The sequence below is a fragment of the Caulobacter endophyticus genome, from assembly GCF_029543245.1.
Classification (GTDB): Bacteria; Pseudomonadota; Alphaproteobacteria; order Caulobacterales; family Caulobacteraceae; genus Caulobacter; species Caulobacter endophyticus_A.
Window position 1 is genome coordinate 1 of record NZ_JARQWV010000042.1, and the last position, 23,267, is coordinate 23,267.

The window sequence follows — 23,267 nt, forward strand, 5'->3', positions numbered from 1 at the left end:
GCTGTAAACGCGGTTGGCCGGATCGCTGTCGGGATCAAGCACGGCCACATCGGCCAGCCGCGTCTCCACCGCCGTGTCCTCGGCCACCGCCTGGAGGTTGGTCACCGTCAGGCCCTGGGGAGCCTCGTCGACATCGGTGACGACGATCTCGAACGCCTCCAGGCGCTGTCCGCCGCGACTATCAACCGCTGTGACCTGCACCTGATAGACACCCGGGGTCAGCGGCTGGGCCAACAGCAGTTGGTCGCCCGCCACGGCGAACCGGGTCTCGTCGGCCGGCAATATATAGGAAAGTTGAGCCCGCGCGTCCTGCACCGAAGCGCTCAGGGCGCCGACCAGAGTTCCGGGCGCCGCGCCCTCCAGCACCGTGTTGGCGCTCAGGGCGACATCGGTGACGCTCGGCGCGAGCAGTTCGGCCAAGGTGAACACGCCGTCCGAAAACGCAAAGAGCTCAGCTTCGCTGACGGTATCGGTCCCATCGCGCCCGCCGATTGTGTCGGTCATCGTCAAGACAGAGCCGGCGAGGCTGGCCTGATAGTCTGCGCGACCGCCTGAAAAGCGAACCAAATCAGAACCGGCGCCGCCGATGAGCCGGTCGTCGCCGCCGGCGCCGGCCAAGATGTCGTCGCCGCCAGAGCCGTTTAGGGTGTCCGACAGGGTCCCACCGATCAGAGTGTCGGCTCCCGAGCCGGTGACGATGTCGACACGCTCGATATCGACGATGAACGAGCCGCCGCCGATCGCCTGAAGCAGCGAGGGGTCGGTCAGATCCAGGCGCATATTGGCTGTGGTGGTCAGGAAGTCAGCCACCAGACGATCGACGCCGGAGCCGCCGTCGAAGTAGTCAGGGCCGGTGCCGCGCTTGGTCTCCAGGACGTCGTCGCCGGCGCCGCCGTACATGCTGTCGTTGCCCGGGCCGCCGGAAAGCCGGTCGGCGCCATCGCCCCCCTGCAGGACATCCGCGCCAGAGCCGCCTTCCAAGGTGTCGGCGCCGGCGCTGCCGACCAGCGTGTCCGCACCGCTCGAACCGACGAGATAGACCCCGCCGGCGCTGCCAGCCCCGGCGGCGACGTTCTGGCCGACCGTCAGCTTGGAGAAGTCGGCCTTGACGCCCCGATTGACCAGCACCAGCTCGATTTCCGACAACGCGCCGGCCGCAAAGCTCGAGGCTCCGGTGACCACCAGCGTGTCGTAACCCGCCCCGCCGCGCACCAGCGCCGGAGCCGCCGAAATGATGATCTGATCCTGGCCTTCGCCGCCCAGCAGCGTATCGCCAGCCGCGCCCGTCAGAACATCGTCGCCGGCTCCGCCCGACAGCGAGTCGGCTCCGCCGCCGCCCGTCAGGGTGTCGGCAAAGGCCCCGCCCAAGACCGTGTCGGCCCCGTCGCCGCCCTGGAAGACGATCCGCTTGACCCCCGACAGCTGCGTGCCGTCCGCCAGGGTCTGCTCCTGAAGGCCAAGATCCACAAACAGCGCCGTCGCCGTACCCGACCGGTTCAGATCAAACGGCGCGGGGACGTCTTCAGCCATGGTACAAAAACCTTCATTTCAGTCCGCGGCGCAGTTAAGCTTGCGAGCGCGGGTTCTGTTCCATTGTGGATCGCGTACAGTGGGATCACGGCGGGGCGCGCAAGATCCGTGCAACCCAGGCCCTGCACTCACACGCTTGTCTGGGATTCCGCGGTCAACCCCACCGGCGGCGCCGTAGGGCGACGGCGCGGCCTAAACCTGTCCTTCAGCTTCAAGAACGGTTGCTCGTAGAACTTCCAAGACAGCGCACAAATAATCAGGCTGAGCGCTAGCGACGCCGGCCCCAGAACGATCTTCGGCTGCTCACCAAAGTATTTCACGATAATGTCCGGCACAAAATTGTGCGTCAGGTAGAGCCCGTAACTTATACGGCCAATGTACTGGACTACCGGATTGTCAAATATCCTGCCAATTACACCCCGGAAACCAATCGAAGCATTGATAATTATCCACACGAAAACGACAGCGCAGGTCATGTCGTTGAAGTAGTAGCGGTATGCTCCCTTGGTATGGACGAGATACCAAGCCACAGTGGCGTTGAGCAGCGCGATCAAGGCGACGACATTGAACCATCGTCGCGTGCTGCCAACGTACCAGGAAAAGTCGAAAGCCTTGCCTCGTCGCAAGCAGGACACCGCGAGCAGTCCCCCAAAGCCAAGCTCGGTCATGTTGCTAAACAGAAGCGTCTGGATGGCGTCGGAGGAAATTCCCGCCGCCGCCGCCGCCGCCTTGAAGGCCAGACTGCCGACGATGGTGGTCGCGATGATCGCGAGCGGCAGAACGCGTCGCGGAGTGAAGGCGATGACGAACGGCCACAGGACGTAGAACTGCTCCTCGACCGCCAGGCTCCAGAAGTCGAGCATGGGATTGCCCAAACTGTGCCAGACGTTGCTGAGATACGCCGCGTGCCAGGGCCAGGAAGAGGCCACCGGCTCAATGCCCAAAAGGACGAGCACCAGAATCCAGCCGTAATAGGCCGGCGCCAGGCGCAGCAGCCTGCGGACATAAAAGGAAAGCCACACCTGCCTGCGATCCAGGCTCTTGTCGCTGAACTCGGTCAGCAGCGACGACGTGATGAGAAAGCCGCTCAGGCAGAAGAACAGGCCGACGCCCACAGATCCGGCCCCCATCGGAAACAACCTGTTAAGCTCTCGGCCGCCATAGTGCTCGACGATCACCGCCCCGATGGCGAGCGCCCTTACGGCGTCAAGTTGTGAGATCCGCATCTTGCCCCGCCCCGCTCCGCCCCGTGGGTCGGAGGCGGCCCCATGCCCATAGTGTATCAGATCTTAACGCTCTGGCGATAAACCCAAAGCTGGCGAAAGAAAACGCCAGGCTGTGCTCAAGCTTTCAGTTTTCGCTTATCTTCGCGTCTGGGGCGAATTTGCCGAGCTCTTTTGCGCGCCAAACTTGCGCTTATGGTCGGCGTTGCGCTGCAAGTCGATCAAGAGGGGATAGTGGTCCGATCCCAGCCGGGGGCCGCGTACTAGGCGGATTAGGCGCCAGCGCTTACCCAAATATATTTGGTCGAGCGGCAGGAAGGCCGTCGACTTCGGCAAGCCTAGAAACCCCCGCGCTGGCCAAGTCGGCACGCCGCGCGTGACCCTGACGAGGTCAAGGTCCTGATCAATGCTCCGCAACAGGGCCGACCATGGCGTGGCGTTGAAATCTCCAACAAGGATGAGTTCGTCTTCAGGCAGGGACTTTATCTTGGCGATCAGAGCCTCTTGCCGTGCGCGACGCGCATCCACCGGATAGGGCCATGGAAGTTGCACCCCCATCACCCAGAGATCACCGGCGGGGGAAGCATAGCGCCCCCAGGCGGCTGCGAGAGGATCGGCCGCGCCCATCTTCAGATCACCGTGAGATCGAGGCGGGGTGCGCGTCAGGATGGTGGTGGAGCAGGACGCGCGGCCGGCGCACGAGACGCGATAGGGCAGTTCATGCCGAAGGCGGCGGACAAGAGGCAGGTTCTGAGAAAAGGCTTCCTGCAGGACAACGACATCGGGTGACTGGCGCACGATCCAGTCGGCGGTTCCATCCAGATCGGCGTTGTGCTTCCAGCTATTGAGCTGCACCAGGCGCAGCCGCTGGCCGCCGCGATCCGCGCGTCCGGAACGGTTGAGGAGGTCAGGCGCGGCAAGCATCCACGCCGACGCCGCCACCGCCGCGCCTGCAATCCAGATCGCGGGAAACACCGGCCCTTGCTTGTTGCGGACGACCAAGGCGCCCATCATCGGCGCGACTAGGCCCGTGACGCCCCAGACAGGCAGGAAGTGGGAGAAAAGGTCGAGGCGCGGATCGAGCCCCCCCATCAGCGAGGCTAGGGCGCACGCCAAGCTGATCAAGGTCACGGCGAAAAGACCGCCGGCCAGATCAGGCCGCGTTGATCGATCCGGGCGTGGGGCGGGGGAGGGGGCGTGGATCATGCGCGGCTCCTTAAACCCTTTCGCTCTGGACAATCAAAAGCGCCACGCATCGATTGGCGCGGCGGGTTGGGGATGAGCACTTCGTGGGCGCTAGCAAGCTTGAGCGATCACTGTTGCGCGGCGCCGATAGCCAGGGCCCGACAAGTAGGCTAAGCGACCCGCCAGACGCAGAGTTGAGGCGAGAGGCATGGACGAACATTCGGGCGCTCCGGAGGCCTCGCAAGACAGTCGTAAGCCTGCGGCCAAGGGCGCTCAGCTCAAGCCAATGTTGGCCAAAGCGTCGCTGTGGTCGCTGGTGGCCGCGCTAGGCACCCAAGGGTCGACGTTCGTCATTTTCGTCATCTTGGCGCGCCTGCTTCAACCTCGCGATTTTGGCATGGTCGCCTTTGCCGCGCTCTTCATCGACTTAAGTCGCGGGGTCATGCTTGGCGGTATTCCCGAAGCCCTTATCCAGCGAAAGATCTGGGATGACGCGGTCGCCAATACAGCCTTCTGGCTCAACATAATCGCGTCGATGGCGTTCGTTGTCGTCGCGGGCCTCATCGCTGGCGGAATCGTGCTGCAAAGCGGCCAACTGCTGTTTCCGATGGTGTTCTGGGCCTTGTCGGCGACGCTGCTTCTCGACGCTGTACGCTCGGTTCAAGAGGCGCGACTACGGCGAGACTTCCAGTACAAGGTGATGGCTGGACGCGCCATCATCGCGGCGCTGGTCGGGGGCGTGGTGGGGGTGGCGTGCGCCTTGGCTGGCCTGGGAGTTTGGGCGCTTGTCGTAAACCGCGTCGTCACCTCCCTGGTCCAAACGGTCGTGATCTGGAACGCGGCTCCGTTCAGACCTCGCTTCCACCTGACCAAGAGCGAAGTTCGCCCGCTTCTGGGATTTGGCGCCAGCGTCGTAGCAAGTCGCCTCGTCGGTCAGATGAACGGTCGTTTACCTGATTTTTTGATCGGTCTTGTTGCAGGCCCGGCGGCCTTGGGCATGTTCCGGGTCGGATCGCGCAGCCTGAACTTCCTGAGCCAAACGTTCATTGTGCCGGTCCAGAACATGACCCTCTCGGCCTTCTCTAGGATCGAGGGCCGAGAGGCCATGGCGCGAGCTTACCGGCGCTTCACCCAGCTATGCGGCCTTTTTACTTTCCCAGCATTCTTTGGCGGCGCGGTGATCGCCTCCGACTTCATCCGACTCTGCTTCGGCGAGAAGTGGAGCGAGAGCGCCAAGGTCATGTCGGTGCTCTCTCTTGCGGTCCTGGCCACGACCTTGATGCAGTTTTTCCAGCCCGCCATGCAAAGCGTCGGTAGGCCGCGCTCGGGCCTAAAGACCGAATTCATCAAGCTTGGCGCTGGCGCGATTCTGGTCGGAGGCCTGTCGTTGCTGGGGCCTTTCGCAGCGGCTTTCGGCGACACAGCCCGCCGCTATGTATCTCTGCCTGAATCATTTCGCATGCTGAAACGCGAGCTAGGATTGGACGCCAGAACGCTACTGGGAGGCGTCACGCTTCCCTTGGCTGCGGCGAGCTTCATGGCGCTGGTGCTCGTCGCGGTGCGCTTGCTGTTGTTACAGGATTGGACGCCGCTGGCGCGGCTGTGCTTGATGTGTCCGCTCGGCGGCCTGCTGTACGCGGGTTTTCTTCTTACGGCTGGCCGTCACTTTATGCGAGACATGGTCGCCAGCACTCGCAGCATGCTGCCTAAGCCGATTGTCAGAATCCTTGAGCGCCTGGTTGGCCCAAAGCAAATGAGGGCTTAGCCATGACTAGGACCAACCTCTTGGCTGCATCGAAGCATCATCAGAACGCGGCGCCGGGCGGTGTCGCGCTAACGACGGAACCGTGTGAATGGTGATCTCCCGCGCCAAGGTTTACGAGATCGCAGAGTACGTTTTCGTCATCCTGGCTCTCCTGTTGATTTCAGACGCGCTGACGCCGCTTCTGTACCCTCCCGGCCGTGACGCGCTCGAAGCGGGAGAAAGCAATCCAGGCCGGCTCTATTGCGCCATGGCGGTCTACGCCGTGTCGCTGGTGCTGCTGTTTTCGCGCCTGCGTACGGCTGGGCATTTGCTTGCGCGGCGCCCGGAGTTGGCAGCTCTGGTCGTGCTTTCCGTCCTGTCGGTGCTCTGGAGCGGCGATATCGGCCCGGTGTTTCGCCGGGCAGTAGCCCATACTCTGACGATCGTGTTCTGCCTCTACCTGGCGACACGATACACGGCTCACGAGTTCCTGAGCCGGCTGCTGGTGGCCTTCTGCATCGGCACCTGCGCCAGCGTTATCGTCTGTATCGTCGCACCCAACATCGGGGTGACCAACGGCTCTATCAACAACGGCGCTTGGTTTGGCGTTTATGGGCACAAGGCGGTGGCGGGCCGGGTGTGCGCGATCGCCGCTTTCGTGGCCCTTCTGCACAAGCCGACAAACTCGACCATGCGCTGGGTCAAACTCGCCGCCGTGGTCAGCACGGCCATTCTCTGCATCATGACCCAGTCGCGCGCTTCTTGGTTGCTGGTGATCTGGGGAGCGGCGTCAGCCTTGGCCGTCCGTTTCCTGCGCACTGAACGACTTTCGGTTTCCTTGCGCATCATGATCGTCCTGACCTTGGTCGTGCTCTTCGGCGCCGTGGGGGCCCTGACCTTCAACGAGCTCATGCTCGCTTTTGGCCGCGACGCCACGCTGTCTGGACGCACCAGTCTGTGGAGCGCCGCGATCCACGTCGCGGGCGATGAAAACCCCTGGTTCGGCTCGGGCTATCGCGCCTTCTGGCTTGGTCCCGACGTCGACAAGATCCGCGTCTATCTCACTGGCTGGGCGCGCATGCCCGCGCACGCCCACAACGGCTACCTCGACACATGGCTGGAGTTGGGCTGGGTCGGCCTGTGCCTGTTGGTCATCTTCATGCTGAGAACGGTTGCAGCACTCGCCGTGACGGCGCTGCGGGACGTCCGCGGCTATGTGTGGCCGGTGTTCATGGTTTGCGCCTTCGTGTTTATCGTCAACAACATGTCGGCCACGGTGGCGCTCAGGCATACTGACGCGGCGTGGGTGCTCTTCGTCTTGGCGTCGCTCTACACCGCAGACTTTGAACGTCGTTACGGTCATGCAAAGCGCCTCCGGGCCGCCGCCGGCTTCGGACAGCCCTCGATCCGCACACGCTCGACGCAGAGCGGCTCAATAGCGGGCGAGGGCCTGCGGCCCGCAGGGCGGAACATTGTTCGATGAATCAGCGCTCGGCGCCGTCAGGCGCGCGGGCAGGAGCCGTAAGGACGTTCTTCGGGCAAGAAGCCGTGAAATCCCTAACCTTAGGGTCTACGCGCCTGTAGGATGAAGACTGTTGCGCGTTGGTCGTCAGCCGAGGCTATCTTGCCCGCGGCGGCTTCGACGAGAGTGGTGGGACAGGTTGGTGCAATACAAAATCGGTTTTCCTTATGTCGGCGACCGCTTCGGCGGCAGCAACATGTCCTCGCTCATCATGGCTACCGCGTTGAGGGACCGCGGCCACGATGTGACCGTCTTTACCCATGGGCCCGGTCGCGCTCATGACGAGGCCGCCGCGCGTGGTCTGAAAACCGAGTTGTTGCCGGCCCTGTCGGATATCGGCGGCTACGAGAGGCCTGACCGCGCCCGCCCGGAGCAACTGGCGGCGTTCCCACATTGCTGGCGCTCGATCAAGCGCCACGGTCTGGACATCATCCATACTAACGATATGACGATGTTGAGAACCTGGGCTTTGCCGAGCCTGGCTTCAGGCAGCAAGCTGATCGCCCACTGGCGCACCTCTTCGAAGGCCAGCGCCTCCATCGCCGGCAGCCTTCTCCCGGCCAAGAAGATCATCTCTGTTTCCGGTTACTCCAAGGCCATTCTGCCTGGCTGGCTTCAGAAGAAGACCACGGTGGAGTTCAATGCGCTGGAAACCTTTTGGAGCGCCGAGCAACGCGCGCAAGCAAAGAAGGCGGTTCGCGAGCGCCTGAACCTGCCGGCCGACGCTGCGCTCGTCGGCGTGTTTGGCAATCTCACGCGTCGAAAGCGCGCTCACGTCCTTGCCGATATCCTGCACGCCTTGCCAGAACCCGTAGCGGGGCGCCCGGTCTACGGGCTGGCCTGCGGCGGGCCGGTAGAACCCCTCGACACCGAGTTTGATCTAAAGCGCCAAGCCTACGGGTTGATGGATCGCCTGATCGCGCCGGGTTTCGTACGCCCGGTCTATGAGTGGATGGCCGCGTGTGACGTGATCCTCGCCCCAGCCGAGCGCGAGCCCCTGGCGCGCAACATCCTCGAAGCCATGGCGCTGGGCGTCCCGGTCGTGGCCTCCACTGACGGCGGCCTGGTCGAAGTGCTGCGCGACGGCGAGAACGGATTTCTTCTGGCGCCTCGAGAGACAGACCGATGGATTGAGATTGTGCGCCGGCTGCTGAACGATGTTGTGCTGGCCGAACGGATCGCGCTCGCCGGCCAAAGGACGGCGGAAACCCTCTCCGTAGCCAACCACGCCCGCCGCATCGAAGATATTTACAGGGCGGCGATTTCTTGACGACCGGTACGCCCTCTCAATCGGCGACGCGCTGTCGTTATCGACGCCCTCAAGACCTGCGAGGCTTCCAATGCGCGTAATGGGCGTGGCCTCGTTCGCCCATAACGGCGGCGCTCAGGTGGCCCTGCAGCGCTTGGCGCGGAAACTGTCCCAGCGCGGCCACCAGGTTGAAGTGGTTTTCCTCTATGGCAAGAGAGAGGCTGCCGACCAGGATATCAATGCGCGCGTGCTGGTGGAGACGCAGACGCCCAGCGCATTGGATTATGGCCGTTGCCTGATCCGACTGATCTCCGTCGTGCGCGCTTACAAGCCCGACGCCATCCTAGGCTTTTTGCCTCTGGCGGCGGTGTTCTCAGCTGTCGCAGGCGCGATCTGCGGCGTGCGCGCCCGCATAGCCTCCCAACGCACGCCGGGGCCGACCTTCAGCGCTCTCATGCAGTTCTGCGATCGCTTAGCCGGAAGTACGGGACTTTATACGAAGATCGTCTGCGTTTCGCAGTCGGTCGCAGATTCGTTTTGGAACTATCCGCAGACCTACCGCCGCCGTCTTCGGGTGGTGAACAACGGTATCGAATGGTCGCCGCTACAGATGGATCGCGCTCTGGCCAGGCAGACCTTTGGCATTGAGGACGGCGAGCCGCTCTTCATCGCCGTCGGCCGCCTGGAACCGCAAAAGAACTATGAGTTCCTCATCCAGCGCTTTTGCAGCGTGGGCAAGGGCCGGCTCCTGATTGCCGGCGCCGGCCGCGAAGAAGCCAACCTGCGCACTTTGCTGAGCCAATGCGACCCTGAAGGGCGGGTGAGCCTGCTTGGCCATCTTGAGCGTGACAAGATCCGAGCGCTTCTTGGCGCCGCCGACGTTTTCCTCCAGGCCTCGTTCTATGAGGGCCAGAGCAATGCGCTGTTGGAGGCCATGCACGCTTCTCTGCCCTGTCTGGTGAGCAACATCTCCATGCAACGCGAGACGCTCACCGATGAATACAATCAGCCGTGCGGTCTGATGGCGGGGTTGCATGAAGCGACCGCGTGGGAACAGCACATCGCCGATCTAGCAGACGATCCCAGCTTGAGATCGCGACTTGGCGCGGCTGGCCAAGCCCTCGTCAACCGCCAGTTCTCCCTGACGCGCATGGTTGATAGCTTTGAGAAAGAACTTCTCGAGCCAGTGCGCGGCTCTGTTTTGGACATGGCCTGACCGACCCGTTCATATCCTATAAACCTTGAAAATAGGGCGGAATTTAACAGCGTCGACCTAGGGTCTACGTACGGTTTGACTGTGCGAGACAACGGGGATGGCGAGGAAGATTCCGCAACGCTTTGCCGTCGGCGCTGGCGCGCTTTTTCTTGGCGGCGTCCTTCTGACGGCGCCGGCATGGGCTGCGCCGGCGGGCTTCGCTCCGGCCAAATCGGCCATCATGCCGTCCTACGGGCAGGCGCCGCCCCCGGCCGGCTATCTGGCGTTTTGCGAGCGTTTGCCCGGACAGTGCGCCGGTCCGCTGACTGCGCCCTCAGCCGAAGAGGCCCAAGAGGCCGCCTTGAAGCCGCAGTCGCCCGACAGCGGGGGCCGTTTCGATTGGGCGATGGCCTTCGCGGCCAGCGGCAGGCCCGCCATGCCGTCACCCGACGCAAAGGCCGCGCCGAGCGGCCATGCGGTCAAGCTGACCGGCGGTTTGTGGGGTCGCATGCAGAAGATCAACCGGACGATCAACCGCAAGATCGTGCCGGCCACAGATCTGGAGGCGTTCGGCGCATCGGATTATTGGGCCTTGCCCATCACGGAGGGTCGCGCCGCTAGAGGCAATTGCAAGCACTACGTCGTCGAAAAGCGCGAGGCGCTTATCAAGGCGGGCATTCCAGCCGAGGCGCTGAACATCGCGGTGGCTCGCACCCCTTGGGGCGAAATACACGCTGTTCTGCTCGTCGAGACCGACGCGGGAGACTATGTGCTGGACAACCTTTCGCCCTGGGTCACGTTGTGGCATCAGACCGGCTACACGTGGTTGCAACGGCAGGTCGATGGGCAAGCAAGCCAGTGGGCTAAGGTCGCCTGACCAAACCGAGCCCGGCGCGGAAGGCCCGCAGCGTTCAGGCCCGAAGGGATTCAAACTCAAAGCGGCTTTCTGCTTAGCTGCGAGCATCTTCACCGTCTTGCTGAGCGCGACGCTGCTGTGGGTCCGTCTGCAGCCGACAGGGCCGTTTGCACGCGCCGCTGCGTTAATTCTGCCCTTGCCTCAAGTGCAAGGCGCGCTGGCGGATGAAGCCCTCGCCGGACAGCCGCCTGATTTTCGCAAGGCGTTGAGCGCCACGCGATCGGAGCTGGACCTGGCTCCGATGCACGTTGAAGCTTTGCTACGGCTGGCTTATCTGGAGGCGCCCGCCGCCGACGCCCCGTTGACGCCGGCGGCCAATGCGGCCCTGATCGAAGCTTTCAGGTTGGCGCCGGCCGACGCGAAATTCGCCAGCTGGCGGTTAAATTTCATTCTTGAGCGTTGGGACAGCGCAGTCCCCGCCGTTCGCGCCTACGCTATGAGTGAAATGGACGTTCTTTGGCGGGAAGCCGCATTTCGCCGGACAATGCGTAAGCGCTTGCTCAGTGTGGCCAACCCCGCCGGGCAAATGGCCCTAAGCCTGCGTATTCAAGGCTTGGATCATCGCATGTCCGCCGCGGGCCGAGACCGATGACCATGAAGACTGTTTGGCGACGCCTGGTGGGCGGCCTTCGTGGGGCGAGCGCTCCATCCCCTGTGACGGACGCGGACTGGCGGCCAAGCGCCCCGGGCGGCGAGGTCGTCTATGCGATCGGCGATGTCCACGGGCGGGCCGACCTTCTCGGATCGATGGTCAGCGCGATCTGGCACGACATTGACAGCCACGGGATCCGAAAACCGGTGATCGTGCCGCTTGGCGACTATATCGACCGCGGTCCCGAGACGCGACGCGTTCTGCAGATTCTTCTAGCTGTCCGCGATAGCGGCGAGGTTGAGTTTCGGCCGCTGATGGGCAATCACGAGCAGATCATGCTCGGTTTCCTAACCGATGATCCGATGGTGGGAGCCAAGTGGGTCAGGTTCGGCGGCGCTGAAACCCTACGCGCCTATGGCGTGCCGCCGCCCAGCCCAAGCGTCGAGGATCCGGAAATCTGGAGGCAGACCCAGGCAGCCTTCATCAAAGCGTTGCCTCAACGACATCTGGCCTTCCTTGAGGCGCTAGAGATCTGCCATGAGCGCGGCGACTATTTTTTCGCCCATGCAGGCGTGCGGCCCGGCGTCAGATTGGCTGATCAGGACGAGACAGATCTGCTCTGGATTAGGGCCCCGTTCTTGCAGCAGGCGAAAGAATTAGAAAAAATTGTCGTTCATGGGCACACTCCGGAGGAGATACCCATGTTCAAGGACTGCCGTATTGGTCTAGATACCGGCGCCTACGCCACGGGACGGCTGACGGCGATCCGACTTGAAGGGACCACGCGCAGGATCTTGCAAGCGCGTGCTAGGCCGTCAGGTCCACCCGAGATTGCCTGGTACGAAGAAGGGGAAGTTGGATGAGGGGTTTTGCTTGGGGCCGCGCCGGCTTGGCGATGGTCCTGGTCGTGGCGGGCCTGTGGATAACCGCCTGCGCCACCGCTCCTGCGGCCACGCCGGGTCCCGCAGGTCCCGTTCAGGCGGACCTGCCGCAGGATTATCGCCTTGGCGCGGGCGACAAGGTCCGCGTCATCACCTACAACGAGCCGACCCTTACTGGCGAGTTCGACGTCTCCAGCGCCGGATATGTCTCGTTGCCGCTGATCGGCGAGGTCAGGGCCAAGGGGCTTACAACTACGGAATTTCAAAACGCTGTCGCAGCGGCTCTGAAGGCCGGCTACTTGAAAGATCCCCGCGTCAGCGCCGAAGTTTTGACGTATAGGCCCTTCTACATCATGGGCGAGGTCAACAAGCCTGGAGAGTATCCCTACGCCCACGGCATGACTGTGCTCAAGGCCGTGGCGACGGCGAACGGCTTCACTTATCGGGCCGATACGCGACGGGTGTTTATCAAGCGCTCCGACCAGAGCGCAGAGAGCGAGCAAGTTCTCGGGCCAAACACGCTGGTGAATCCCGGCGACACTATCCGCATCGGTGAGCGGTTCTTCTAAAATGTCAGGGGCTTGTGGGAGGCATCAATGACCATATTCAACAAATCCGTGGCTGCGGCTTTCGTCGTCATGTTCACGGCTGCAACCGCGACATCGGCCGGCGCCTGGGCGCAGGCCCAGACTGCGTCCACCGCCGCGGCGACCGACGCGGCCGCTCTGACGGGCGTGCTGCAACAGGCGCTCGACGATACGGTCGCCCGGGCGTCTCAGCAAAGACTGGATTTCGATGCGGCTCAAACGCTGAGCTTTGAGGCCCTGCAATCGACGATCGTCGCTGCTGGCCTTAGCCCCCTGCAGGTCCAGCAGGCGCTGGCGGCTGTGCGCGCGACCACGCGTCCCTCCAATGCTGCGTTGGCGGCGTTGAAGGCCAGGGTGGATGCCACGGTCGTAGCTTGTTACACCCAATCGCAGATCGATGCTGCGCGAAAAGGCAAGGCGGAGATCCAGCGAGGCTCTTGCGCCGCCGGCCTGTCGGTGGCTGCAACCGGAGGCGACCCGGCGGCGTTGTCGCCTGCGCCTAGCTTTGCAGGCGCCAGTGGGGGGGCGGACTATCGACCCGGCTCGTAAGAAGCCGGCGACTGTCCAGCACACAACTTTATTTGTTTTTGAGACGGGGATCCGAAATGGTGACGGCTGCATCGTGCAAGAAAGCTTGGCTGGCTGCCGCGGCGCTGGTCGGTGTCGCAGCGCCGTCCCTGGCGAGCGCTCAGGTCGCCGCGTTTGACGAGACCGCCTATCGCGAGGGTCTGTTCTCGCGGCAACGCAATGTGAGCGTGCGGCAACGGCCACGCCCTGAATTCTCGCGCGTGCCCAAGGCCGTGGGCGGCTTCATGGTCTCTCCGACCTTGACCGGCGAGCTTGAGTTCAACGACAATATCTACGCGACCAACGCCAATGTCGTCGATGACACCATTGTGCGCATCCAGCCGTCGATCGTCGCGCGCTCCAACTGGGGTCGCCACGCGCTGAATGGCTTTGCGCGCGCCAATGTCGCCGAGTACCTCGACAACGACCAAGAGAGCGCCACAGATTGGATTGCAGGCGCGACCGCCCGCTACGACATCTTGCGCGGCGCCGGCGTCCAGGCGGGCGCGTCCTACGAGAAGACGACCGAGTCGCGCACGTCGTCGGGCGCGCGTTCCGACCTCTCCGGACCCAACCGCTTTGAGTCAGCCCGCGTGTTTGTCGGAGCCTCGCAGGCCTTTGCACGTCTGCGCCTCTCGGGCCAAGCCAACTATCGCACGCAGCGGTTCGACGATAACCGCGACCGGACCACGGGCGCGGTCGTTTCGCAGGGTTTCCGCGATCGTGACATTTACGTTGCCGCGGGCCGCGCTGAGTATGCGATAAGCCCCGATACTTCCGTATTCTTCACCGCTGCGGCGAACAAACGTGACGGCGCCGGAGCCTTGGCCGCCCAGCGTGACTCCACGGGCTACGATGTCGGCGTGGGGGCCAACTTTGACCTCGGCGGCCTTGCTCGCGGCGAATTCAGCATTGGCTATCTCGACCAAGACTACGACAATCAGTTTTCCTCGGTGAACGGCCTGTCGGCGCGCGGTCAGATCGAGTATTTCCCCACCCAGCTCATCAGCGTCACCGCCAGCGTCGAACGCGGGGTGGAAGACTCGCCCGTGACGGACGCGGCCGGTTTCCTCTCCACGTCAGCGCTCCTTCAGGTCGACTACGAGCTTCTGCGCAACCTCATCATCACTGGCAGCGCCAGTTGGGGCGATGATGATTATGCTGGCATTCAGCGTCAGGATAAGCGTTGGGGGGCGGCGCTCGCGGCCAACTACCTCCTTAGTCGCACGATTGGCTTGAATCTCCGCTATCAGCACTATGATCAGGAATCCGAAGGGGCGAACGCGGGACGAAGCTATGACGTCAACAGCGTCGTGCTCGGCCTGTCCTATCGATTCTAGCCTCTAGCTTCTCACAGGCTCCCAATGACTGACGAAACTCTGGCAGCGGCTTCCTCTCCGCGTTCGGAAGCTGCACTGGCTCCGCCCCTGCGTGACGAGCCGCTCGACGTACGGCAGGTGATTGCCGTGATCGTGCGCCGCGCGCCGCTGGTTGCGGTGATCATGGTCGCCGTCTTCGCCTTGGCCCTTGCAGCGCTGTTCACAACCAAGCCCACCTACACCGCCACCAGCCAGGTGGTCATCGAGGCCCGCGCTCAGAGGGTCATCGACATGGAGCAGGTCACCGGCGAGGTCGCCCGTGACAATCCGACCATCGACACAGAGGTCGAGGTCCTGCGTTCGCCGCTTCTGGCGCAGCGGGTCGTCAAGGCGCTCGAGCTGGACAAGGATCCCGAATTCAATCCCGCTCTGGAAAAGCCCGGCCTGCTGTCGGGCTTGAAGAAGCTCGTCTCGGGCGCTGGACCAACCGGCGCAACGCCGACCCGCGAACAGGTTCAAGCCGCCGTGGCCCGTAGACTCCTGGCCAACCTCCAGGCGCGCCGCGTGGGGCTGACCTACGCCATCAACATCTCGTTCAGCTCACGCTCGCCTGAGACCGCCGCCAAGGTCGCCAATGCTTTCGCCGAGCAGTATCTCGCCAATCAGCTGGACACCAAGTACGAGGCCACGCAGCGCGCCAGCGCCTGGCTAAACTCTCGACTTGCAGGCCTGCGCACGCAGGTTGAAACGGCCGAGGCTGCGGTTCAACACTACCGCGCGGCCAACGGCCTGTTGGCCAGCGCCCAGGGCGAGACGCTGACCCAGCAGCAGATTTCAGGCCTCAGCTCACAGTTGGCCAGCGCGCGCGCCGACCAGGCCGAGCAGGAGGCCCGTCTCAACGCCGCCCGACAACAGATGCGCGGGGGCCAGCTAGGCGAAGATCTCGGTGCGGCTCTCAGTTCGGCCGTGATTACGCGCCTGCGTGATCAACGCGCGCAAACCAGCCGAGAGGTCGTCGATCTGCAAGGTCGCTACGGCGAGCGCCACCCCGACCTGCAGCGGGCCCAACGCCAGCTGGCCGACATCGACTCGCAGATCCAAGGCGAGGTCCGTCGCATCATGTCAAACCTTGAAGCACAGGTGCAGATTTCCCGTCAGCGAACCGCTTCGATCGAGTCGAGCCTTGGCGCCCAACGCGGCACGCTCAGCGCAAATGCGACCGCGCAGGTAAGATTGAACGAACTGGAGCGAAACGCCGAGTCGGCCCGCACGCTCTATCAATCCTTCCTCGATCGTTTCAAACAAACGACTGCCCAGCAGGGCATCGAGCAATCCGACGCGCGCATCGGCGCGATGGCCGCCGCGCCGCGCGCGCCCAGCGCGCCCAAACCGGCGCTGTACATTGTCGGCGGCCTGATCGCCGCGGTGCTGGCCGCAGCCGTCGCCGTGATCATTGCTGAACTATTCGACAACGGCGTCACAAGCGAGGTCAACCTCGAACACCGCTTGAATGTCCCCTCGTTGGGCGCGATCGCCGACCTCGGCACGCTTCCCACCACTGAGCGGACGGGGATCGGCAAGCTCTCGCCGGCCAGCTTTGTGATGGAAAAGCCGCTATCGAGCTTCGCGGAGTCGTTCCGAAGCCTGGCGGCCAATCTGAAGTTCACGCAGGAAGGTCGTCCAGCTCAAGTGCTGGCGGTCAGCTCAGCATTGCCCGGCGAGGGCAAAACCACCACGGCGCTTTGCCTGGCGCGGAGCATCGCCCAATCGGGCGAGACGGTCATCCTCGTAGACTGCGACCTGCGCCGTCGGGCAAAGTCCGGCCAGCCGGAGAATGCGCCGACTGCCGGATTACGGGAGGTTCTGGAAGGCAAGGCTACGCTGCAGCAGGCCGTCGTAAAGGACGCCCACTCCAACGCCTATCGCCTCCCGCGATCGGCGGCAGACCGCGAAGTCGCCGCCGATCTTCTAGGCGGGACCGAGATGGACAAGGTCATCGAAGACCTGCGTCAGCATTTCTCGGTCATCATCCTGGACACCGCTCCGGTCCTGGCGATCGCCGAGACGCGTGTCCTGGCGACCAAGGTCGATGGCGTTCTGTTCCTGGTCCGGTGGCGGCGCACGCCTCATCAAGCCGCGGGGATCGCCCTTAAGAACCTGCAATCGGTCGGCGCCAATGTCATCGGCGCAGCCCTGACCCAGGTCGACATGCGCGAGCAGCGGCGGACCGCCTTTGGGGATGCGGGCTATTACTACGACAAGTACAGCTCCTACTACAGCTAGGCATCGGCGCCGACGTCTCGAACGACGGCGGGGAGGGGCTTGGGAATTCCTGGAAAGGCGAGCGCTCAGCGCGCTCGTCGTTCTGGTTTTCGTCGAGCATCTTCTGGTCGGAGTGGTCGCGCAGGGATTGGCGCTTGCCGCCGCTTCGCTTCATGGCTGCCTGCTGACTTTCTTCCTTGTCAGCCGGCGAGGCCAGGACGCCGCGACGCGTCTGCCGCTCAGCCGTGCGGTTGTTGCTGGTTTCACCCTGACAGTCGCGCTCTACGCGCTGTCTGCCGCGCCGGCCATCGGCTGGGCGATCGAGCCGGGCCTTGCGCTTGTCGAGACGGCAAAGTTACTTGGGCTGGCCTGCCTGTTTCTGGCCAGCGCGCTTTGGGTGAACTCGCGTCGACGGGCCCGTCTGTTCTTCGTGTTCGTTTCACGCGCGGGTTTAGCGTACCTGACGCTTACGCTGTCGCTCTACGCACTCGCGCCGACCGAGCTCTACGGCGCAGCCAAGTTCACGGCTCAATCGCGCTTTACCGCGAGCTTCATCAGCGCCAACACCGCCGGCGCTCTTTGTGGCTGCCTTGCTTTGATCAGCCTGGGACTGGTTCTCAGGCGGGTCCAGTCTCTACCTGACGGACCGCTCGAACGTACGCCGCTGTCACGTCAATGGCTGCTGAAGGCTTGGCCGGACGTTGCGACGCTGTTGGCCGCATCAAGCGCTCTCATTCTCACCGGCTCTAGAACGGCCTTCTTGATCGCCGTTCCCATGGCGATGCTTCTTCTCGCGCATGGCCTGGGTCGCGGCGCAAAGGGCCGTCGACGCTTGGCGCCCGTGGTCATCGGCGTCCTGCTGCTTGCCCTTTTTACCGTTGTTGCCGACCTGGGAGGTCTTGGACGACGCTTCGCCCGCGTCGCCACCGACGCCCCCCTCCGCGCCGAACTCTTCCGCGTCACGTGGGAGGCGTTCATGCGCTCGCCCCTGCTTGGCTTTGGACCCGGAAGCTTCGAGCCCCTGGCCAGAGCGGCTGTGTCGGAAAACAACATCGAACTGCTGCCGACGGTCGGCGCTGTACACAACCTCTATCTACAATGGCTGATGCAAGCGGGAATCTTAGGCGCCGCGGCCATGGGCCTGTGCTTGGCCGCCATTGGGCGCGAGATCGTCGGCGCCATGCGTCGCTGGGCCGGCCGATGGCTGGTCCTGATCTGTTTGGTTAGCGCCATACTGCTGCTTCACGGATGTACCGATTACGCGCTGGAGGTGCCCTCGATCGCCGCTTTCTGGTCGATGCTGCTGGGCGCTGGTCTAGGGATCGCCGCTACTGCCCGCGCTCACGCTCGACGCGTCGGAACGCGTCGGCGGCGACGCGCCAAGGAGGCGTCTTGAAGGTTCTTTTTCTTCACAACAACATGCCCGGCCAGTTCAAGCATCTGGCTCGCGCAATGGGCCAGGATCCGGAGCATGAGCCGATATTCGTTACACGTCGCGCTGATGTCGAGATCCCCGGCGTCCGCACGATCGTTTACGAACCGGTTCGCGAAACCACGGCCCAGACGCATTTCTACGTGCGCACGCTGGAAAACGCGGTCTTACGCGCTCAGCAGGTGACCCGGATCTGTCAGTCGCTGCGTCGCGCGGGGTTTATCCCCGATGTCGCTATCGTCCATCCGGGGTGGGGCGAGGGCCTTTTTCTCCGGGAGATCTTCCCTGAGACCGCTATACTCAATTACTGCGAGTACTATTATCGGTCTGAGGGTGGCGATATCGGCGTGGTGCGGCCCGCCGATCTAGACGATCTGTGCCGTCTGCGAACCCGCAATGCTCACCTGCTCTTGGCGCTTGAGGACTGCGATCTGGGCTGGTCGCCGACCCAATGGCAAAAAAGCCGTCACCCAGCCGCTCTGCAAGAGAGGATACGCGTCGTCCCGGACGGCGTCGACATAGCCGTTTGCCGGCCTCAACCCGATGCGGCGGTGCAATTGCCGTGCGGACGAGTGATCAAGCAAGGCCAGGAGGTGATCACCTTCGCGGCGCGACACCTTGAACCCTATCGCGGCTTCCACACCTTCATGCGTGCGCTGCCCGCCCTGCTGCAGGCCCGTCCCGATGCACAGGTGGTCATCGTCGGCGCCGAGACGGGGGGGTACGACACGCCGCCGGCAAACGGGCTGACCTGGCGCGAGACGCTAGAGTCTGAGATTTCCTATGATCGCGATCGAGTGCATTTTGTCGGTTGGCTGGAGTATAGAGCCTATCTGGCCTTACTGCAGCTATCGGCCGTGCATGTGTATCTGACGGTGCCTTTCGTGCTGTCATGGTCATTTCTCGAGGCGATGGCTTGCGGCGCGGTGCTCGTGGCGTCCGACACCCCGCCGGTTCGCGAAGTTCTCACCCATGGGCGGACCGGGTTCATGACCGAGTTCGCCGACCCCGATCGCGTCGCCAGGGATGTCGTGTCGGCTCTTGAAAGCCCGCGTCGACATGAAATCTCTCAAGCCGCAAGACGTCTGATCGTGGAGCGATACAACCTGGCAGACGCCCTCTCGGCGCAGTTTGCGCTGCTGGAGGAAGCGATCGAGCGCCGCCGGCGCGTCAGGGAAGACGATTTAGCCCAGGCGGGCTAGCCGGGGCCGATTGCGCAGCCAACGCGCATCGCGATGTGCGAACAAAGCAACTGATCCCGGCTGCGGCCAGGGACCGGCAGAAGCGTTCGGCCTCCCGCGTGTCTGCAAACCCTTCCGCCATGACCCGGAACGTCTGACCCAAGTTCGTTCGCGCCGGCTCGATCGTCCAGCCGGCTGGAGGCGCAGGCTCTAGCGCCTGCAGCCGATGACGCGCCTCCTCGGCGACTGAACGGGCGCCATAGGCCCCGACCTGCGCCGCGCACGCCAAGACGAGGCCGGATCGGGCAGGGGAGGGGGTGGGTTGCGTAGGCGGCGTTTCGGCCGCGCGCCCCGCCCGGGTGGGCAGCGCAGCCGCGCCAGACCCGCTCGCTGACGACGGCGAACCCTTTTGCAGCGCGGGCGAAGGCGTGGCGATGATCGTTGGCCCTCGCGCAGTGGCCATGGCGCGAGCGGCGGGGGGGGATGCCGCGGCTTCATTCCCGCGACTGGCCTGGTCCTCAGGACCGGGGGCTGCTGGCCTGACGCCCGAGGGCATGACGGCGGAGGCGCCGCGTGGGGCGGGCGCAAGCGCCAGGTAATCGCCGGCGCTCAGGGCGCCGGGCCTGATCGGCGCGGGGGATTGGCCGTCCAGACGCACGCCGAGCCTTTCGAGCGTAAGACCCCCGACGGCCTGCAGGAGATTGACCTTAGCGACATAGGCGTCTCGCTCGGCCGTGACCAGGGTGATCTGAGCGCTAAGGACATCCTGTTGCAGATCGAGAACATCGAAGGTCGAGCGCAGTCCAGCGTTGAGTTCATACTCGCCGCCCCGGTAGGCTACCTGCGCCGCGTTGACCTGTTGGCGCGAGCTTTCAATAATCGCATCGGCCGCGACCATTCGGCTCCAGGCGTTGGCTGCGCCCTCCTGGGCCTGTCTCAGTACGCTGTCCTCGGTAGCCATCGCCCCGCGTTCGGCCGCCTTGGCCTGCCGCACCCCGGCGCTGACCGCGCCCCCCTGAAACAGCGGCACGCGCAGGTTCAGCCTCAGTCCATAGCTATCCTGGCGTTGAAAGCTGTCGGCCAGGCCACCTGCGCCCGCAACGAGACGTTCGTCGCTCTTTCCGACCGTTGCGTCGAGGCTGACGTTGGGTGATCGTTCGGCTCGCGCCCGCCGAACAGCGGCCCTGGAGGCGGCTAACCGCAATTGGGCGGCGTGAACGCTGGGCGAGCGTTGTTCGGCAAGACGCTGAGCCTCGTCGGCCGATAGAGGCGTCTGCGGCAAGGCCGGGGCCGGCGCCAGTTCCCCGGGCGCCTGGCCGACAACCCGTTGGAAAGCCGCTCGGCTCACGGCGAGGTTTGCTCGGGCCGCTTCCACGCCCGAGCGGGCTTGCGCAAGGCGCGCTTCGGTCTGAGCAAGGTCGGTTTTCGTGACCTCTCCCTGTCGAAAGCGCGCCGAGACGCCGGCTGACTGCTTAAGCAGCGCCTCGACGTTCTGCTGCCGGGCCGCCAGCACTGCCGCGTCGCGTTGAACATCGACATACGCCGTAATAACTTGGCCGAGCACAACCTGTTCGGTCTGCTGCAGGTCGTAGCGCGTGGCTTGCTCGGCGGCTCTGGCTCGCCGAATGTCCTGTGCAATCCGCCCGCCGGCGAACAGTGTCTGGCTGACACCAAGCTGCAGGCTCGTGTCATCCTGCGTCTGATCGGGACTGTCGCTGTCGAGATCGAGGCGCGAGCGGCCCGCTGCGCCGTTAATCTGCGCTTGAGGCAAGCCTGGCGCGCGTGCTGACTGAACAAGCGCCTCGGCGCCCTCGACCTGGGCGCGCTGATAGACGAGGTCCGGATTGCTCCGGTAGGCCAGGAGGAGCGCGTCCTCAAGCGTCTGAGCGTCGGCTGTCGACGTGGCCAAAGCCAGCGTCACGACGCTCGCGAAGAAGTGCCTGATCATCGACCGCCCCGCCCACAGCGCGCCTTGAACTAACGCGTCACGGTAAATGGACGTTAAGTATCGGCCATGACTCGCAACTGAATGGTTACCGGGCCGTCGATCCGCAAGCAAGGGTTCCGCTCGCCCGGCGAGCGGAACCCTTCGGCGACTTACCCTCGGCCGATAGAAGCGTAGGTGAACCCGCTGCGCACCATCTCGTGCGGCTTGTAGACGTTGCGCAGATCAACGACGACCGGAGCCTTGAGCAGCGTCTTGAGGCGGTCGAGATCAAGAGCGCGGAACTGGTCCCATTCCGTCAGGATCAGCAGGACGTCGGCGCCATCGGCGGCCTCGTACGGACCGGCCGTGAAGGTGACCCCTTCGAGCAGCTTTTCAGCCTCGTGGCGCCCCTCGGGATCGAAGGCTACAACCTTGGCGCCCTTGGCCTGCAGGGCCGGCAGGATGTCGAGGCTCGGCGCGTCGCGCATGTCGTCGGTGTTGGGCTTGAAGGTCACGCCCAGCACGCCGACGGTCTTGCCGGCGAGGTCTTCGGTCCCCAGAACCGCAGCGACCTTCTCTGCCATGGCCTTCTTGCGCGCATCATTGACCGCCACAGTGGTCTCGATCAGCTTCGTCGGCGCGCCGTAATCGGCGGCCGTCTTGACCAGGGCGATGGTGTCTTTCGGGAAACAGGATCCGCCGTAGCCGGGGCCGGCGTTGAGGAACTTCGACCCGATCCGCTTGTCCAGGCCGATGCCCTTGGCCACCTGCTGCACGTCGGCCCCGACCTTTTCGCACAGGTCGGCCATCTCGTTGATGAAGGTGATCTTCATCGCCAGGAAGGCGTTGGCGGCGTACTTGATCAGCTCGCTGGTGCGGCGACCGGTGAAGACGAGCGGGGTCTCGTTGAGGGAAAGCGGGCGATAGAGTTCGCGCATGACAACCTGGGCGCGGTCGTCGTCGGTGCCGACAACCACGCGGTCGGGGCGCTTGAAGTCCTCGATGGCCGCGCCTTCGCGCAGGAACTCTGGATTGGACACCACGGCGAACTGGGCGTCGGGATTGACCCGCTTGATGATCGATTCGACCTCGTCGCCGGTGCCCACCGGCACGGTCGACTTGGTGACGACGACCGTGAAGCCCTCGATCAGGCCGGCGATCTCCTCGGCGGCGGCATAGACGTAGGACAGGTCGGCATGGCCGTCGCCGCGACGGGTCGGCGTGCCGACCGCGATGAACACCGCGTCGGCGTCCTTGATCGCCTGGGCGCCGTCCAACGTGAAGAAGAGCCGTCCCTCGCGCACGTTGCGGGCCACCAGGTCGTCCAGGCCAGGCTCGAAGATCGGTATCTCGCCCTTTTCGAGGCGCTCGATCTTAGATGGGTCTTTGTCGATGCATGTTACCACGTGACCGAAGTCAGCGAAGCATGCCCCCGACACAAGACCGACATAACCCGTTCCAATCATCGCAACGCGCATAGGTGTGACCACCGTTATTTGGTTTCGCCGCGGCTCTTCTAGCCGAGCAAACTTAGAATGGACATAGGCAAGATGCGCTGCGGGAGAGATTTCGCTGCGGCGCCGCATCAAGAGGCGCCGAGTTTTGCGCCAGACGAGGGCGCGGATTGTCGAGGCCCGAATTTTCTCCCTGCAATTCTAATGATTTATGACAGAAGGCGTTAAGGCTAAGCTTTGTTCGCCGCTGCGTCATGAGAAGTAGAGCCCCGAATCTCAATTCGGCTACAGGCCGGTCACGGTCAAATTCAGGCGAGCCGTGACCTCACGCTTTTCCATGCGACATAGATTTCGCACAACCCGTTTCAGTTGAAACGACCACTCCGGCGCCGAGTGCTAAATAGTGAAAACGGAGCCTATAAGCCGTCTATTGATCAAAAAGCATACGGCCGGCGCCGCGGTGAGGCGGGCCGGCCGTTGGCGATAGGCGATCGGGGCTTG

Annotated in this window: 18 protein-coding genes; 13 read left to right on the forward strand and 5 right to left on the reverse strand. The window is 63.8% G+C overall.

Translation table 11 applies throughout. From position 1 onward, the window contains the following. The 3 genes from P7A99_RS24455 to P7A99_RS24465 form a co-directional block, all read right to left on the reverse strand. Positions 1-1,530: calcium-binding protein (locus P7A99_RS24455; RefSeq protein ID WP_277796317.1), on the reverse strand; the 1,530-nt coding region annotated here is incomplete at its 3' end. A gap of 128 nt (positions 1,531-1,658) precedes the next feature. Then, a complete protein-coding gene (locus tag P7A99_RS24460) occupies positions 1,659-2,756 on the reverse strand; it encodes an acyltransferase family protein (protein ID WP_277796318.1) in 1,098 nt (365 codons plus the stop codon). A 135-nt stretch (positions 2,757-2,891) separates the two neighbouring features. Further along, a complete protein-coding gene (locus tag P7A99_RS24465) occupies positions 2,892-3,959 on the reverse strand; it encodes an endonuclease/exonuclease/phosphatase family protein (protein WP_277796319.1) in 1,068 nt (355 codons plus the stop codon). Positions 3,960-4,146: 187 nt separating this feature from the next. Here P7A99_RS24465 and P7A99_RS24470 point away from each other — a divergent pair, with 187 nt between their 5' ends. From P7A99_RS24470 to P7A99_RS24530, 13 genes are all read left to right on the forward strand, one after another. Then, positions 4,147-5,703 (forward strand): lipopolysaccharide biosynthesis protein, encoded by a 1,557-nt coding sequence (locus P7A99_RS24470; protein ID WP_277796320.1) that lies wholly within the window; start codon positions 4,147-4,149, stop codon positions 5,701-5,703. A gap of 88 nt (positions 5,704-5,791) precedes the next feature. Beyond that, positions 5,792-7,165, forward strand: coding sequence for an O-antigen ligase family protein (locus P7A99_RS24475; RefSeq protein WP_277796321.1), 1,374 nt, complete (start codon positions 5,792-5,794; stop codon positions 7,163-7,165). A 181-nt stretch (positions 7,166-7,346) separates the two neighbouring features. After that, the gene (locus P7A99_RS24480; RefSeq protein WP_277796322.1) at positions 7,347-8,474 is read left to right on the forward strand and encodes a glycosyltransferase family 4 protein; all 1,128 of its coding nucleotides are present in this window, start codon (positions 7,347-7,349) and stop codon (positions 8,472-8,474) included. 70 nt (positions 8,475-8,544) lie between these two features. Further along, positions 8,545-9,669 carry a glycosyltransferase family 4 protein gene (locus P7A99_RS24485; RefSeq protein WP_277796323.1) on the forward strand — a complete coding sequence of 375 codons (1,125 nt, stop codon included), beginning with the start codon at positions 8,545-8,547 and terminating at the stop codon, positions 9,667-9,669. Positions 9,670-9,766: 97 nt separating this feature from the next. Further along, entirely contained in the window at positions 9,767-10,525 is a 759-nt protein-coding gene (locus P7A99_RS24490) for a transglutaminase-like cysteine peptidase (RefSeq protein ID WP_277796324.1), read from the forward strand. Beyond that, positions 10,491-11,156, forward strand: a complete 666-nt coding sequence (locus P7A99_RS24495; RefSeq protein WP_277796325.1) for a hypothetical protein — start codon at positions 10,491-10,493, stop codon at positions 11,154-11,156. The genes P7A99_RS24490 and P7A99_RS24495 overlap by 35 nt, the downstream gene beginning before the upstream one ends. Continuing rightward, positions 11,153-12,019: a metallophosphoesterase gene (locus P7A99_RS24500; RefSeq protein WP_277796326.1), complete on the forward strand. Its 867-nt coding sequence runs from the start codon at positions 11,153-11,155 to the stop codon at positions 12,017-12,019. Before P7A99_RS24495 ends, P7A99_RS24500 begins: the two co-directional genes overlap by 4 nt. A 32-nt stretch (positions 12,020-12,051) precedes the next feature. Beyond that, positions 12,052-12,606, forward strand: a complete 555-nt coding sequence (locus P7A99_RS24505; RefSeq protein ID WP_431307705.1) for a polysaccharide biosynthesis/export family protein — start codon at positions 12,052-12,054, stop codon at positions 12,604-12,606. A gap of 27 nt (positions 12,607-12,633) precedes the next feature. Further along, positions 12,634-13,173, forward strand: a complete 540-nt coding sequence (locus P7A99_RS24510) for a hypothetical protein (RefSeq protein ID WP_277796328.1) — start codon at positions 12,634-12,636, stop codon at positions 13,171-13,173. Positions 13,174-13,229: 56 nt separating this feature from the next. After that, complete coding sequence (locus P7A99_RS24515) at positions 13,230-14,531, forward strand: outer membrane beta-barrel protein (protein WP_277796329.1); 1,302 nt, start codon at positions 13,230-13,232, stop codon at positions 14,529-14,531. 24 nt (positions 14,532-14,555) lie between these two features. Further along, positions 14,556-16,793 (forward strand): GumC family protein, encoded by a 2,238-nt coding sequence (locus tag P7A99_RS24520; protein ID WP_277796330.1) that lies wholly within the window; start codon positions 14,556-14,558, stop codon positions 16,791-16,793. A 127-nt stretch (positions 16,794-16,920) separates the two neighbouring features. Further along, positions 16,921-18,168, forward strand: coding sequence for an O-antigen ligase family protein (locus P7A99_RS24525; RefSeq protein WP_277796331.1), 1,248 nt, complete (start codon positions 16,921-16,923; stop codon positions 18,166-18,168). After that, positions 18,165-19,406: a glycosyltransferase family 4 protein gene (locus P7A99_RS24530; RefSeq protein ID WP_277796332.1), complete on the forward strand. Its 1,242-nt coding sequence runs from the start codon at positions 18,165-18,167 to the stop codon at positions 19,404-19,406. Before P7A99_RS24525 ends, P7A99_RS24530 begins: the two co-directional genes overlap by 4 nt. Here the strand turns inward: P7A99_RS24530 and P7A99_RS24535 are convergent. Further along, positions 19,375-21,333: a TolC family outer membrane protein gene (locus P7A99_RS24535; protein WP_277796333.1), complete on the reverse strand. Its 1,959-nt coding sequence runs from the start codon at positions 21,331-21,333 to the stop codon at positions 19,375-19,377. The genes P7A99_RS24530 and P7A99_RS24535 overlap by 32 nt on opposite strands. Positions 21,334-21,482: 149 nt before the next feature. Next, positions 21,483-22,790: a UDP-glucose dehydrogenase family protein gene (locus tag P7A99_RS24540; protein ID WP_277796334.1), complete on the reverse strand. Its 1,308-nt coding sequence runs from the start codon at positions 22,788-22,790 to the stop codon at positions 21,483-21,485. Between the last annotated feature and the right edge of the window lie 477 nt (positions 22,791-23,267).